Origin of the sequence: Gilliamella sp. CG35, from assembly GCF_046635745.1 — a bacterium.
Classification (GTDB): Bacteria; Pseudomonadota; Gammaproteobacteria; order Enterobacterales; family Orbaceae; genus Gilliamella; species Gilliamella apicola_I.
Genome location: NZ_JBIDFH010000004.1, coordinates 1 through 14,457 on the forward strand (window position 1 = coordinate 1; position 14,457 = coordinate 14,457).

Below are 14,457 nucleotides of genomic sequence, written 5' to 3' on the forward strand. Positions count from 1 at the left end.
CATGTAAAATCAATGATTGCCAAAAAATCTGAAAGATAACCTACATGGTTGTTAGAGCAATTTGTATCACACTCTATAAACCAAAATTTGCAACTATTAAATCGGATCATTTTGTCCGGAGTATGTTTTGACAAGATTGGATATCCCAATAACCATAGCAAATAATACAAATAGTCCTGCGAAAAGTGATTAATCGAACTGATTATAGCGTTATATCTGTTTTTTTCTAAATTGGTAAATTGAGTTTCAGCACCCGGTTTTAATAGCTTTTCATATTTTTCCAAATGTTTGCTGGTTCTCATTAAAGCATCGAGTTCGGCACGACCATTTATTATGCTGTTATGTTTAAAAGCTTTGACATCGAAATATTCAGCTTTTTTAAAAAAACCATCCTTTTTATTAATTTTTTTCAGATGGTTAATTTTTTCTTCAGCTGTCATCGGAACTTCAAAATATCCCTTTGATAGTAAGTATTCTGTTTTTGGCCAAAAACTAGTTTGCCTGTTAATTCCTATCCTGGATTCTGATATATAGTCATACTCTAGCTCTTCTCGTGCTTTTGATAATTCTATTGCTTTGATTTGATTGCGATATTCATTTATCAATGATAACGTTTTACGTTTATGCAGTGTTTTTTCTCTAAAATAATCTGCATTTACTCCCGCAGCCAAAGTCGCATTGTAATAGTAATTATAATCTTGGCTTATCATTATGTTATTTGAATTTGGGGTATTTTTGGGTTGATTGACATTTTCATCATTGTCATCTTCATGACTTGGTATATCCACACGTTTAGATCCCAAGATTTTATTGAAATGTTCATCAATTTTTTGGTTATAAATCTCTTCGGATTTGATCACCAGTTGCGCTATGGGCTCAATCCTTAATTGTCGTTGTAAGCTCAGTTCTTCCGCTATACCAAACGTATCTTCCAGAACCACAACAGGGACTTTGTATTCACGCGTTTGTTCTAATTTCTCAATTTGCGCATCTAAGACAAAGCTTGTCGCTAAAAACTCTTTATTATTTGCGTTTGACCTGTCTCGTAATGAGTTAAATTTGTGGGCTGTGATAAAGTTTTTCGAACTTAACAAACGTTTTTTACCGTCATGTGTGATGATAAATCGTGGATCAGCAGCCAGCTCTAATAATGAATTATCGGATTTGAGTTTTTGAAACTCAAAACTTCGCTTGCCCCCGTCAGTTAATTTGCTTGGATCTTTGTATGCTTCTTGATTCAGGTTAATTTTAGTAAAACGTTTAATCGCTTCTTCTAAAAGAATATCTCTCTCAAAATGTTCTTTTGTCGAAGAATCACCGGTTGTCGAAGAAGATCTTTTTCTAGAAGGTACTTCAATTGTGATCGACGATTCATTCATTAATTTTAGGTATTTTTCTATTGTACTGTTTTTACCTTGAGACCAGGCTCGACGAGTGTAAGCAATGTAGGCTTCGCCTTCATATATTGAGGTGTCAATATTGATAAAAGAACCGGGTATATGGTGATTGCCGTCTTTGGTACAACTTTCTGGGATCTCTTTAATGTTTCGCTCTTTTAAGTCAGTAATGGTTTTATGGCGAAATACGCCTGAAGGCGTCACTTCATATCCTAAAAACTCCCACCCTTTCGTTTTATGTTTGACTAAGATATAAACGTAACCCACGCGTAAGGTTCGATAGACATATTTATGGGTGACTAAATCAATGGGTGGCTCTCGATTGTCTTCCAATAATTTAATGGTTTCACCCATTTTTTGGGCTAAGTTGAAATTTTTACTAATCGGCGCTTTTCTGACCAGAAAAATGGGAAATCCTTGACGTTCGCAAACGCCACAACCACCATTTGCTAAAGCTGAACGAGAATCTTTGCCATCCTTGTTTGCTTCAGCATAAATAATGCGATCTTCGAGTTCAGCGGCTTGCTCTTCTTTTTGTTTTTGAAGTTGTTCTTCTTTTGTGGTTTTGGTGGTTGTATGCTTTTCCATTTAATTCATTCCAATTTTTTTTAATATTCCTTTTAACTCAACTTGGTGTGAGTTATTTCCATGTGATAAATATAAAAATATTTATTTTGCGATATTTTGAATAAGATATTGTTAAAATTGAAGCGATGAGTGTGAAGTTTACAATGTGGCAGGTTTTTACCTATTAATATATCTGACCTTAAGGCAAGATATTATGATTTATTTTGTATTCACAAATTAAGCTTAATTGATTTAATATTAGTTAAAAAATCAATAATCTAAAAATTTTTCTAGTTTTTCAGTTACTGCTTTCAAATTTATACAATTTTATATTTTAAATATTCTTTAAAAATTGTTAACAATATCTAAACGTAAAATTACCCTTTTTTTGAACATTTTGCAATAGTTAATTTTAAAGAGTAACACTATGAAAATTCATTAAATTTAAATGCAGTAACCTAGTTAAGTCTTATTTTCCAATACAAAACGAACTGAAGATACGACCTAATAAATCATCTGACGTGAATTCACCAGTGATTTCGCTTAGCGCTTCTTGGGCAAGTCTGAGTTCTTCGGCAAGAAGTTCACCAGCATGGAAAGCCGTAAGTTGGTACTTACCATTGTTGAGGTGTTCTGACGCTTTTTCGAGTGCTTGCAGGTGTCGTCGACGTGCTAAAAAGCCGCCTTCAGTACTACTGGTAAAACCCATGGCTTGTTTTAAGTGATCACGAAGTAACGTTACCCCTTCCCCTGTTCGTGCAGAAAGTTGGATAAGTGAGTAACCATTGACTTGATTGTAACCTAATGCTTCACCAGTTAAATCTGCTTTGTTGCGTATGACTGTAACAGGCATATTTTTGGGTAGCCGTTCTATAAATTCTGGCCATAACTTTTCGGGATTGGTTTCGGTTGTGGTGGTGCTATCGACCATAAATAGTACCCTATCTGCTTGTTCAATTTCTTGCCAAGCTCGTTCAATACCAATGCGTTCAACTTCGTCACTGGCATCACGTAAACCCGCAGTATCAATAATATGTAGGGGCATACCATCGATATGAATATGTTCACGTAATACGTCACGCGTTGTGCCTGCAATATCGGTAACAATCGCCGCATCACGACCCGCCAGCGCATTCAGTAAGCTTGATTTACCGGCATTTGGACGACCAGCTATCACCACTTTCATCCCTTCTCGTAACAGTGAGCCTTGTTTTGCTTCTTGGCGAACTTCGTTTAAGCGAGTAATCACTTCATTAAGTTGTGCTTCAATTTTGCCATCTGATAAAAAGTCGATCTCTTCTTCAGGAAAGTCTATTGCGGCTTCGGTAAAAATGCGTAAATGAATTAATGATTCAACCAATTCATTAATTTTTTTCGAAAACACGCCTTGCAAAGATGAAATCGCTGATTTTGCAGCTTGCTCAGAACTTGCATCAATTAAATCGGCTATGGCTTCGGCTTGGGCTAAATCTAATTTATCATTCAAAAAAGCCCGCTCTGAAAATTCACCCGGCTTTGCAATACGGACGTTAGCAATCTCTAATACCCGTTTTAAAAGCAAATCTAAAATGACAGGCCCACCATGCCCTTGTAACTCTAGTACATCTTCGCCCGTAAAAGAGTGAGGATTAGGAAAAAATAGCGCTATTCCTTCGTCTAAGGTTGTGCCGTCAGAAGCTAAAAATGGAAGATACTCCGCATAGCGAGGTTTTGGTATTTTACCGAGTATCGCTTGCGCAACGGTTTGCGCCTGTGGTCCCGAAATTCGCAAAATGCCCACACCACCTCGACCGGGTGGCGTTGCTTGTGCAACAATGGTATCTGTTTTCATATATGTTTGTAGCTGATTTAAATTTGAATGCCTAATAATAGCATGGACGCACGGCAAAAACAGTAGTGACTATGGGTTTTGCCGTTATTCATTGATTATTTAAGTGATAGAATCAGTCGGCTGATTATTCATCTTTCTTTGGATGATCGAATAACCAAGAATTTGCCAATGCTAGGGGTTCTCGGATTAATGCGACATATTTTTCTTCATTTCCCCACCCTAATGGTGCCGATAAACCTGATATTTCGTTAAAGCCTGAACGTTTAGCCAGCATTAGCGAACGCAGCATATGAAAATCATTAGTTACCACAACTGTCTTGCCTAACGGCAATACACGATTGGCATACACAAATTGTTGAGCTGTTCGCGTCGATTTATCTTCTTGGTATACCCGTTTTGGATCAATACCTTTATTAATTAGATATTGTGCCATCACACTTGCTTCGGTCGCCGACTCATTATTACCTTGTCCCCCACACACAACAACTTTCGTTCGTGGATTACGTTGTAAATAATCGTAGGCAACATCTAATCGTTGGGCTAAGGTGTAATGAGGAACAGCAGGATTACCTACAACAAGTGCGCCTAATACAACTAAGGTGTCGGCATCTGGCGCTGGCTTTTGTTTAGAATAAAGATAAATAACGATGTTAGTGATAACAAAATAAGTCAAGATTAACGCTAAGCCATACTTAAATAATTTGGCGATCATTTCTTTTAACTCCTATTTTTTATAACAATGTTCAAAATGGTCATTGACTAATCCCATTGATTGCATAAAAGCGTAACAAATTGTTGACCCAACAAAAGAAAAGCCTCGTTTTTTTAATGCCTTTGATAGTTTATCAGATATATCGGTACTGACAGGCACTTCACTAAGGTCTTTGTAGTGATTGATAATTGGTTTACCGTCGACAAAAGACCAAATAAATGTCGAAAAATCTTCATTATTACTTTTCATTGTTAGATAAGCTTGTGCATTTTTTATAATACTATTTAGTTTTAATCGATTTCGAATCAGTCCTTTGTTTTCGAGTAAACGTTCAACATCTTTTTGGGTTAACGTAATAATTTTTTCAGGGTTAAAATCAAAAAAACAGCGCCGATATTCTTCACGTTTTTTCAATACGGTGATCCAAGATAATCCCGCTTGTTGTCCTTCTAAACAGATTTTTTCAAATAATTTAAGACTATCATACTGGGCAATTCCCCATTCGTTGTCGTGATAATTTATGTATAAAGGATCGTTTGAAACCCAGTCACAGCGTATTTTTGTTTTAGTCATCATCCCCAAATTCATCCTTAGTTAAAATAGTTTATTGATAGTACAACATAAAATAATTAAATGTTTTAATTATTATAAATCAAATGTTCAGTTTTACCGCATTCATTAAATTTTTTTATGATGAAATTAAATACAATTTTTTATGGCAGAATGTGATTTTTATAACAAGTTTTAGTTATAAAAGAGTCATTTTCTTTATTTTCTATTTTATATTAACCATACAATTAAGGTTTTTTCATGAGTCAATCTGAAATTAACGCAGAATGGCAGCCTGCTGCAAGGCCATTAAACAGTAAAGATTTAAAAACATTAGTTTTGTCTTCTTTGGGGGGAACGTTAGAATTTTATGATTTTGTCATCTATGCCCTGTATATCGATACGATTGTCAAACCTCTTTTTTTACCTCATACGTTATCACCTTTAACATTAGATCTTTTTGCATGGGGAATTTTTGCTGCTGGCTACTTGGTTCGCCCTGTTGGCGGTATCATTATGGCTCATTTTGGCGATAAAGTCGGTCGCAAAAAAATGTTCACACTTAGCGTGGCAATGATGGCTTTACCCACATTTATTATTGGTATTTTACCCACCTACGAAACCATTGGAATTTTTGCACCGTTGTTATTATTAGTGATGCGTATGTTGCAAGGAGCAGCCATTGGCGGTGAAATGCCGGGCGCTTGGGTTTTTATTGCTGAACACGTGCCAAAACAACGTTATGGCTTTGGTGTCGGAACCTTAACTTCGGGTATTACTGGGGGTATTTTACTTGGTTTTATTGTGACCATTATTATTGATCTTTGTTTTAACCAACAAAATATTTTAGATTATGCTTGGCGGATCCCTTTTATTGTTGGTGGTATTTTTGGTGTCATTTCGGTTTATTTGCGTCGGTTTTTATCCGAAACCCCTATTTTCAAAGAATTAGCTGCCCGTAAGGCAATTGAAAAAAATATTCCTGTCATCTCTGTTTTAAAAAATCATAAAACGGCGTGTTTGATTGTAGCACTTTTAACTTGGTCATTATCCACTGCGATTATGGTGGGTATCTTAATAACACCTGGTCGTATTGTTGGTGGGATGTATCATTTTGCTAATCTGGATTGGCGAATTGGTGGTTGTATTGCAGCATTAACCTTAACTATCGGTTGTGTTATTTCTGGTTGGTTAGAAGACAAACTGGGGACAACAAAAACAGTGATCATAACATGGGGTGGTTTAGCTGTGATGAGTATCTATTTTTATAATACTTTGTCACCAACAATTTCACTTACTGAATTATATTTAACTTGGGCAATATTTGGTTTATTTATTAGCGCTGTCGCCATGACACCAATCATTGGTACAAGAACTTTTCCACCTGCGATTCGTTATTCGGGTTTATCGTTTTCTTATAATTTAGCCTACGCTTTATTTAGTGCCATTACACCGACTTTAACAATTTATCTTTTAAGCCCCGACCATTTACTGGGTCAATATAGTTATCTTGGTGCAGGTATTTATATCTCGTTTGTCGCGTTAATTGCAGTTGCGGTGGGTTTTTATCCGTTAGCAAAAAAAGGTTGGTCAAATAAAGCCAATAATAAATAATTCTATCAATAAAAAAGCAGGATGTTTCCTGCTTTTTTATTCTATTTTGAATCCAGACAGCTCGACTATTACCGCATGGTGACAAATTCTTCTGCGGCGGTTGGATGAATGGCTATGGTGTTATCAAAATCTTTTTTGGTTGCACCCATTTTGAGTGCTACCGCAAAACCTTGTAATATTTCATCCATACCATAACCGATACCATGAATACCGATAATTTTTTCTTCTTCACCAACACAGACTAATTTCATTCGACAAGGTTGGCGATGCTGTGTTACAGCTGTATACATCGCGGTAAATGTTGATTTATAGACTTTAACGTTTTCTTGTCCATATTGCAAAATCGCTTCAGGTTCTGTTAATCCAACAGTACCAATTGCAGGATGCGTAAAGACAACAGTTGGAATATTGTTATAATCTAGATGTTCATCAGGTTTATTATTAAATAACCGTTCAGATAAACGACGTCCTGCAGCCACAGCAACAGGGGTTAGGGCTGTTGCGCCTGTATCATCGCCAACCGAGTAAACACCGGCAACATTAGTGTTTTGGTACTTGTCTACAACAATAAATCCATTATCGTTAACCTTAATACCTGCCGCTGCTAAATTCATATTTTGTGTTGCGGGTTCACGACCAATTGCCCAAATTAGACAATCAACAGTATAACTTTCTCCATTTTCAAGGTGTAATGTTAACGAGTCATCACTATTTTTAGTCACTGATTTTGGTATCGCAAACGTGTGGAGTTGTTGACCTTCGCTGGCTATGACTTCCATTAAGGTTTCAATAATGAGTGGATCAAAACTGCGTAATGGTGTCGCTTGGCGTATAAATTGATGAGTTTGAGAACCTAATGAATGTAATACGCTGGCTATTTCACAAGCAATATACCCTGCCCCCACGACAGCTACTCGTTTAGGTAAAGCTTTGAGCGCAAAAAAACCATCCGATGTAATACCATGTTCCGCACCAGGAATATTTGGTATACTCGGTTTTCCACCAACGGCTATTAATATGTGATCGGCGGTATATTGTTCGCCATTAACGTCAATAGTGTGAGAATCAACAAATTTGGCATAACCATAAATGACATCAACTTTATTATTAGTTAGTACACGGTCATAAGATTGATGTATTCGGTCGATGTAGGCGTTTCGGCTAGCCAGTAGTTTATCCCAACTAAATTGATTGATAGTCGTATCGAATCCATAATCAGAACCATAATGATTGATTGCTTCAGCAATTTGAGCGCCATACCACATGATTTTTTTGGGCACACAACCCACGTTCACGCAAGTCCCACCTAAAGATTTTGCTTCGATGATTGCGCATTTTTTGCCATATGAAGCCGCTCGGTTTACCGATGCAATGCCACCACTACCACCACCGATTGCAATATAATCATAATGTTTAGTCATTAAATTTCCTTCGTGCTGATTACTAAAATTAGCTATTAGCTTTGCATAAAGTGAAAAATAAAAAAAGTATTTATTTTAAAATTTAACAATAGTTATTAACGATTAATAATTACAATTAGTAGATTTTTATTTAATAAATCATTTTTCTAATGGGTTAATTTTTAATAATAATTTATTGGTTTTAAATGATTTTTTAACAGCGTTGTTTCCCAGTTATTGTGATAGGTTTTTTAGTAATACATAAAAATATCAAAAATTAGGGACTATGTTAAAGCGTTCGTTTTTTGTCGGTATTGGTCGATGCTGCCCTTAGGATCGGTTTATAGAAGGGACAAGTGTTTCCATTGTTGACGTAATTTTATGCCAGTCTCAATATTTGTATTTTGGTGCTTTTTTTGCTTGCATCAAAGTCCGTATTTATTGTGTTTGTTATTCATTATTTTCGTCTTCATCATGTTTACGGGGTTGATAAAAACGGGCGAAAAAAGTCCCAATTTCGAAAAGTAAACAAATTGGTATCGCTAATAATATTTGTGAAAATACATCAGGTGGGGTAACAAACATAGCAACGGCGAACACAGCCACAATGATGTAAGGTCTTTTTTTCCGTAAACTTTTTGGTGTGGTCACGCCAGTCCAACAGAGTAGTATAATGGCGACAGGGACTTCAAAAGCAAATCCGAATACCACAAATAACGTCATAACAAAATCAAGATATTTGGTGATATCGGTATTGATTGCAACATCAATCGGTGCTGTGTGGATAAAAAAGTAAAATGCAAGCGGGAATACCACAAAATAAGCAAAAGCAATACCTATATAAAATAACACTGTGCTTGATATAATCAGTGGCACGACTAAACGTTTTTCATTTTGATATAACGCGGGTGCAACAAATCCCCACACTTGATAAAGTACATAGGGAATAGAAATAAATATCGCCACCACTGCCGTTAATTTAATCGGTGTAAAAAAAGGGGCTGCGATATCAGTTGCAATCATGCTACTACCTGTAGGTAATTGACTAATTAACGGATTAGCAACGATGTGATAAATATCATTAGAAAAGTAAAGTAGACAAATTAAAACCAATAAAATGCAGATAATACAACGTAAAAGTCGTGTTCTGAGTTCAACAAGGTGTCCAATTAAAGGTTGAGATGCGTCGTCTGTCATGGTTTGTCTTTATTTGGGTTTTCAATATCGGTTTGGGTTGCTGAATCAATCTCTTTTTGTAACGATTCTGTCACACGTTTTAAATCATCAATTGATTCTTGAATTTCAGGTGTTAAGTTGGTTAAACCACTTTGTTCTGCTTTTTTTAAACTATCTTGTAACTCTTGCAGTTTTAGCTCTTTGTTGAGTTCAAGTTGAACCGTTGCCGACATTCGTCGTAATACTTTAATCCAACCTGCAACGGTTTTAATTGCAATAGGCAAACGCTCTGGCCCTAATACAACCAGTCCAATAATTAAAACTAATAATAATTGACCAAAGCTGATATCGAACACAACCTACTCTTTTTTTGTCGTTTGTTCATCGTTAGAGGAGTCTACAGTTTCAACTTTATTTGGTTGTTCTGTTGATGTTTTTTTATCATCATCCTCATTCATTGCTTTTTTAAAGCCTTTAATTGATGCACCAAGATCCGAACCTAATGAGCGTAATTTTTTGGTTCCAAACAGTAATACAATAACTGCAATTAATATGAGTAATTGAGGCCAACTTGGCATCATGATAATTATCTCCGACGTCATTTGTGATTTGATTATACACTTAAATTATCAGATTCCCAAATAACTCATCTAATGAATAATTAGCATAGAGATAAATAATATACTGAGTATTCCTATTGCGCTGTATAAAATTCGTTCTCGTTTTTTTCGACACGTTAGTTCGTAATTAATCTGTCTAATTTGATGATTCATCTGTTTTGTCATGCGTGCGTAATCATTAAGTTTTGCAGGCAGTTCGGGCAAGAGCGTTCGCCATTGTGGTAATGAAGCCCATGCTTGCTGAATAATTGTTTTAGCACTATATTTGTCTTCATACCATTTTTCTAAAAATGGTTTAGCGGTTTGCCATAAATCGAGTTCTGGATATAGTTGACGCCCCAAACCTTCAATATAAAATAGCGTTTTTTGCAACAAGATTAATTGTGGTTGAATCTCCATTTCAAATCGTCTGGCAACATCAAATAGTTTTAGTAAAATTTGTGAGAATGAGATTTCAGCCAACGGTTTTGCAAATGCAGGTTCACATACGTTGCGCATAGCCATTTCAAAAGCAATCGGATCGGTAGATTCAGGAACCCAACCCGATGCAATATAGGTTTCGGCTATTTTGCGATAATCTTGATTAAAAAAGGCAAGGAAATTTTCAGCAAGATAGTACTGATCATCTTCTGTTAAAATTCCAATAATAGCGCAATCAATTCCAATGTAACGGGGGTTTTGTGGCTCGGTAATGTCAACAAAAATATTGCCCGGATGCATATCAGCATGGAAAAAATTATCTTTGAAAACCTGCGTGAAAAAAGCTTGAACACCTCGTTCAGCAAGTAGCTTCATATCAATGTTGTGTTGTTTAAGTGTTTGGCTATCACCAATTGGCACACCTTTAATGCGTTCCTCAACTAAGATGTTTTCTCGACAGAGTTCTTGATAAATGTAAGGTATATATAATATGTTGCTATTAATAAAATTGTCACGTAAGCGTATGGTATTATAAGCTTCTTGTTTTAAGTCTAACTCTTTCATTAAGGTAAGTTCATAATCACGTACGATTTCAATTGCTCGTAACTTTGCACCGAACTTAATGCGTTTAGTAAACTGTTTGGCAAGCCAATACATTAAGCCAATATCCGCTTTGATGACTGGTATAATGTTAGGACGCAATACTTTAATGACAATTTCAGCTTGGCTGCGTTTTAATATGGCTGTATGAACTTGTGCAATCGATGCCGATGCCAATGGTTGTTCATCAAAATCTGAAAAATAATGATCAATTGGCTGACCTAGTGCTTTTTCGATTAATTGTTTTGCCAACTTCCCGTCAAAAGGATCAACTTGGTCTTGTAATTTAGCTAAACTGTCTGCAATATCTTTAGAAAGCACATCTCGACGAGTTGATATCATTTGACCAAATTTTATCCATACTGGCCCAAGCTCTTGCAATGCTTGACGTAATCGCTCGCCAATTTCTTCATGTTTTGCTTTCGGCCTTATCCAAAATAAACATGATATTAAAATTGGTAACCACTTTGAAAATCGATTAGTTGGCAATAATTCATTTAATTGATATGCACGAAAAACGGTTAATATTTTATAGAGTCTGAAAAATGTCATTAGATTTCATCGCTTAAAATTTAAAACCAGTATGTAACGCCACAATACCACCTGTCATGTTGTGATATTTGACATCTACAAATCCTGCATCTTCCATCATTTTTTTCAATGTTTTTTGATCAGGATGCATCCGAATTGATTCGGCTAAATAACGGTAACTGTCAGCATCATTCGCAATAACTTTGCCCATTAACGGTAACATAGTAAATGAATAAAGATCATAAGCTTTATTTAAAATTGGGTATTGCGGTTTGGAAAATTCAAGAATTAATAAACGACCACCAGGTTTTAATACTCGCCACATGGATTGTAACGCTTTATTTTTGTCAGTCACATTACGTAGACCAAAAGAAATGGTAATACAGTCAAAAAAATTGTCCGCAAAAGGTAACTCTTCAGCGTTAGCTTGCACATATTCAATATTTTTGAATAATCCTTTGTCTCGAAGCTTTTCGCGTCCAACTTTTAACATGGATTCATTGATATCAGCGAGCACCACTAATCCGTTATCGCCGACTAATTGTGAGAATTTTGCAGTTAAATCTCCAGTGCCACCAGCAAGATCTAATACTTTTTGACCTTTACGCACACTGCTATATTCAATGGTAATTTTTTTCCAAATACGATGAATACCAAATGACATTAAATCATTCATTACATCATATTTGTCGGCAACGGAATGAAAGACATCCGCAACACGTTTTACTTTATCTTGTTTTAAAACTTGCGTAAAACCAAAATCTATTTTTTCTTGATTATCGTTATTTTGTTTGTCAGAAGATTGAGACATAAAATTTACCCATCAAAAAGATTTAGGCTATTTTAGCATAAGCCAGAATAAAAGTGATGAACTAAATCAACAACCTTTCGACCATATTGGATACGGTTTCAAAATATTCTAATGATGAAAGATTTGGGTCAAAATCTTTTTCATGGATGACCAAATCAAAATGATAATTTTCTTTTAATGCGTTTAAAACTTGATGTTCTTTATCAAACACTTGCTGATAATAATGTGCTAACGTATCAAAATCGATTGAAGCAAACAGTAATTTATTAGCCTGTACTTCAGCACTCGATATCCGTTCAACATGTAACATTGCAATTTTAAGGTAATCAGCCTCACTCAAATAACGCTTATTATGTGAGTTTGTTAATTCCCGCTCGATATAATTAATATAGCCATTTGATACGTATTGCGTGTTATAAATATTAGCGAGCTGTATTGGAAGTTCTTTAAATATTCCTTGTCCTATAATCGCCACTTTTCTGACAAAAAAAGGCTTGGCAGCTTGTGCAATAAAAGACCAATTTTGGTAGGGGTTTTCGCGTATTTGAGTAGCACTAATATTTATAAAGTTGCGATCAGCATCAATAATAATTGCTGGGCAACCGAAATAAAGCTCATGATTTTTTATATCTTGAGGTTCACTGGTAAATATAACCGTTGGTTTGATTTTATATTCATTCAAAATAAGTTTGACACGATCACTCCAGTCTTTCCAGCCATTTGGATAAGACTGGATTCCAGCTTCATCTAAAACATGAATATGAATATTATGACGGTCTTTGAAGGTTTCTTTCAGCCATGTGAATCGATCACTGACTTTGGGTTGTTTTGATAAATGGCTTTTGTCAAACAGTTGTTGATCACGTGATGGTTCACAGCCAAGAAAAATATGTAATTCATTGACCTGACTCATCGCTTTTTCAATTAAATATATATGTCCACTATGTAGAGGATAAAACTTACCAAAAATTAAACCAACTTTATGTTTAGACTCCATACCACTTACCAATGCATTTAAAACTTGTTAACAATCTACAGAAAAAATATTCATTTTCTAACCAATTGATGCTATTTAACATATACTCTATTTTATCAAATCCCATTAACCTTTATAGGTATTAATGTTTTGAGCAAAAATAAAGTAATCATATTTTTTAATTATAATGTTGATAATAAGATACCTGTAGCAACAGAAATATTTAGTGCCGCCATATTATCATTACCGTGTAAATGTACAACTACATCTGCACATTCTACCAGTTTTCGATTAATTTGTTGAAAAATAACGATAGCGACTTTTTTATTGAATTTAATTTGGTGTAATTCACTCGATTTAATTGACTTAACCGGGCATGGTAATAAGGCAACAATCTGATAATCATGTTGTTTTAATCGTTCAAGCGAAGCAACAAAGTCATCACTCTTTATCGACTCAATCGCTTCGATTCCCCCTTCGGCAATACGCATTGCTGCGCCACTATTGAGTAAATTAGTCTGACGTAATATGACCCCGTTTACACCATAAAATGCGGCACTTCGAATAATTCCACCTAAGTTATGGGGATTATTCACATCATCAATTGCTAAAACACAATCTTGGTTTTTGCCACTATTTTTTTCGAGGTAATCGACTAATGTAAGTGGTATACGTTTTTTAACAATTAAACAGATCCCACCATGATGCTCCGTTTGGGTTATTTTCGCAATTTGTTCAACCGATACGACATCGTAGCCTAAACGTTGATTGACTAACCAGCTAATTAAATCTTTAAACTGATAGGTCATATCTTGAGTAATAAATAATTTGACGATTGCTGAGCGTCGATGTTTGAAAACAGCTTTACAACTGTTTTCACTATAAACGAGGGTTTCTTCTTTACGTTGACGATATTCATCATAACCATAAGTAGGCGTTTGCTCATTATCACGAACTTTTTTCTGCCATGGGGAATCATGCTCGACAAATTGACCATACTTAAAATTTGATTCTAAATTACGAGTCAGTTTTTCTGTCCCGGGTTTATTGGTTTTAGGTTTAAATACTTCAATACGGTCATTTACTGATTGTCTAATTTTGGTTTTAGACTGAAATGAATCTTTTTTAAAATTGTCTTTACGACCCGTCATTTTCTGCTGAGTTGAGCGAGAACGTTTCTGAGGTTCACTGTTCTTCGCAAAAAAAATGGTTGGTTTATTTTTTTCAGAATTGTTGTTCATTTCAATCTCACT

The 14,457-nt window shown here is 35.4% G+C and carries 12 protein-coding genes and 1 pseudogene; 1 reads left to right on the forward strand and 12 read right to left on the reverse strand.

From position 1 onward, the window contains the following. From ACGH4F_RS02560 to ACGH4F_RS02575, 4 genes are all read right to left on the reverse strand, one after another. Positions 1-1,985: toxin VasX (locus ACGH4F_RS02560; protein ID WP_411589894.1), on the reverse strand; the 1,985-nt coding region annotated here is incomplete at its 3' end. A gap of 448 nt (positions 1,986-2,433) precedes the next feature. Continuing rightward, on the reverse strand, positions 2,434-3,795 hold the full coding sequence (mnmE, locus tag ACGH4F_RS02565) for a tRNA uridine-5-carboxymethylaminomethyl(34) synthesis GTPase MnmE (RefSeq protein ID WP_267352301.1): 1,362 nt from the start codon (positions 3,793-3,795) through the stop codon (positions 2,434-2,436). Positions 3,796-3,919: 124 nt separating this feature from the next. After that, positions 3,920-4,507: a YdcF family protein gene (locus tag ACGH4F_RS02570; RefSeq protein WP_267380845.1), complete on the reverse strand. Its 588-nt coding sequence runs from the start codon at positions 4,505-4,507 to the stop codon at positions 3,920-3,922. A 12-nt stretch (positions 4,508-4,519) separates the two neighbouring features. Continuing rightward, the gene (locus ACGH4F_RS02575) at positions 4,520-5,083 is read right to left on the reverse strand and encodes a DNA-3-methyladenine glycosylase I (RefSeq protein WP_411589896.1); all 564 of its coding nucleotides are present in this window, start codon (positions 5,081-5,083) and stop codon (positions 4,520-4,522) included. 234 nt (positions 5,084-5,317) lie between these two features. On the opposite strand from ACGH4F_RS02575, the gene ACGH4F_RS02580 reads away from it, so the two are divergent. Then, positions 5,318-6,670: an MFS transporter gene (locus ACGH4F_RS02580; protein ID WP_411589897.1), complete on the forward strand. Its 1,353-nt coding sequence runs from the start codon at positions 5,318-5,320 to the stop codon at positions 6,668-6,670. Positions 6,671-6,738: 68 nt separating this feature from the next. Here the strand turns inward: ACGH4F_RS02580 and gorA are convergent, their stop codons facing one another. The 8 genes and pseudogenes from gorA to ACGH4F_RS02620 all read right to left on the reverse strand — a co-directional run bounded on the left by gorA (position 6,739) and on the right by ACGH4F_RS02620 (position 14,445). Next, the gene (gene gorA / locus ACGH4F_RS02585) at positions 6,739-8,091 is read right to left on the reverse strand and encodes a glutathione-disulfide reductase (RefSeq protein ID WP_411589898.1); all 1,353 of its coding nucleotides are present in this window, start codon (positions 8,089-8,091) and stop codon (positions 6,739-6,741) included. Positions 8,092-8,520: 429 nt separating this feature from the next. Further along, entirely contained in the window at positions 8,521-9,267 is a 747-nt protein-coding gene (tatC, locus tag ACGH4F_RS02590) for a twin-arginine translocase subunit TatC (RefSeq protein WP_267352306.1), read from the reverse strand. Further along, positions 9,267-9,602 (reverse strand): annotated as a pseudogene (gene tatB / locus ACGH4F_RS02595) (Sec-independent protein translocase protein TatB); the annotation flags it as partial. The pseudogene tatB and the gene tatC, both read right to left, overlap by 1 nt. 3 nt (positions 9,603-9,605) lie before the next feature. Next, on the reverse strand, positions 9,606-9,827 hold the full coding sequence (tatA, locus tag ACGH4F_RS02600; protein WP_267352308.1) for a twin-arginine translocase TatA/TatE family subunit: 222 nt from the start codon (positions 9,825-9,827) through the stop codon (positions 9,606-9,608). A gap of 69 nt (positions 9,828-9,896) precedes the next feature. Then, entirely contained in the window at positions 9,897-11,438 is a 1,542-nt protein-coding gene (ubiB, locus tag ACGH4F_RS02605; protein WP_411589900.1) for a ubiquinone biosynthesis regulatory protein kinase UbiB, read from the reverse strand. A gap of 13 nt (positions 11,439-11,451) precedes the next feature. Continuing rightward, entirely contained in the window at positions 11,452-12,228 is a 777-nt protein-coding gene (ubiE, locus tag ACGH4F_RS02610) for a bifunctional demethylmenaquinone methyltransferase/2-methoxy-6-polyprenyl-1,4-benzoquinol methylase UbiE (RefSeq protein ID WP_267380849.1), read from the reverse strand. A 61-nt stretch (positions 12,229-12,289) separates the two neighbouring features. After that, positions 12,290-13,225, reverse strand: a complete 936-nt coding sequence (gene nadR / locus ACGH4F_RS02615) for a multifunctional transcriptional regulator/nicotinamide-nucleotide adenylyltransferase/ribosylnicotinamide kinase NadR (protein WP_267352310.1) — start codon at positions 13,223-13,225, stop codon at positions 12,290-12,292. A gap of 161 nt (positions 13,226-13,386) precedes the next feature. Beyond that, on the reverse strand, positions 13,387-14,445 hold the full coding sequence (locus tag ACGH4F_RS02620; RefSeq protein ID WP_267380850.1) for a TrmH family RNA methyltransferase: 1,059 nt from the start codon (positions 14,443-14,445) through the stop codon (positions 13,387-13,389). Positions 14,446-14,457 lie beyond the last annotated feature (12 nt).

What these genes read in the sequence shown, in the direction of transcription:
- ACGH4F_RS02620 (WP_267380850.1), bottom strand. Translation starts at nt 14,445, where the DNA reads ATGAACAACAATTCTGAAAAAAATAAACCAACCATTTTTTTTGCGAAG.
- ubiE (WP_267380849.1), bottom strand. Translation starts at nt 12,228, where the DNA reads ATGTCTCAATCTTCTGACAAACAAAATAACGATAATCAAGAAAAAATA.
- tatA (WP_267352308.1), bottom strand. Translation starts at nt 9,827, where the DNA reads ATGATGCCAAGTTGGCCTCAATTACTCATATTAATTGCAGTTATTGTA.
- ubiB (WP_411589900.1), bottom strand. Translation starts at nt 11,438, where the DNA reads ATGACATTTTTCAGACTCTATAAAATATTAACCGTTTTTCGTGCATAT.
- ACGH4F_RS02575 (WP_411589896.1), bottom strand. Translation starts at nt 5,083, where the DNA reads ATGATGACTAAAACAAAAATACGCTGTGACTGGGTTTCAAACGATCCT.
- ACGH4F_RS02580 (WP_411589897.1), top strand. Translation starts at nt 5,318, where the DNA reads ATGAGTCAATCTGAAATTAACGCAGAATGGCAGCCTGCTGCAAGGCCA.
- nadR (WP_267352310.1), bottom strand. Translation starts at nt 13,225, where the DNA reads ATGGAGTCTAAACATAAAGTTGGTTTAATTTTTGGTAAGTTTTATCCT.
- ACGH4F_RS02570 (WP_267380845.1), bottom strand. Translation starts at nt 4,507, where the DNA reads ATGATCGCCAAATTATTTAAGTATGGCTTAGCGTTAATCTTGACTTAT.
- tatC (WP_267352306.1), bottom strand. Translation starts at nt 9,267, where the DNA reads ATGACAGACGACGCATCTCAACCTTTAATTGGACACCTTGTTGAACTC.
- mnmE (WP_267352301.1), bottom strand. Translation starts at nt 3,795, where the DNA reads ATGAAAACAGATACCATTGTTGCACAAGCAACGCCACCCGGTCGAGGT.
- gorA (WP_411589898.1), bottom strand. Translation starts at nt 8,091, where the DNA reads ATGACTAAACATTATGATTATATTGCAATCGGTGGTGGTAGTGGTGGC.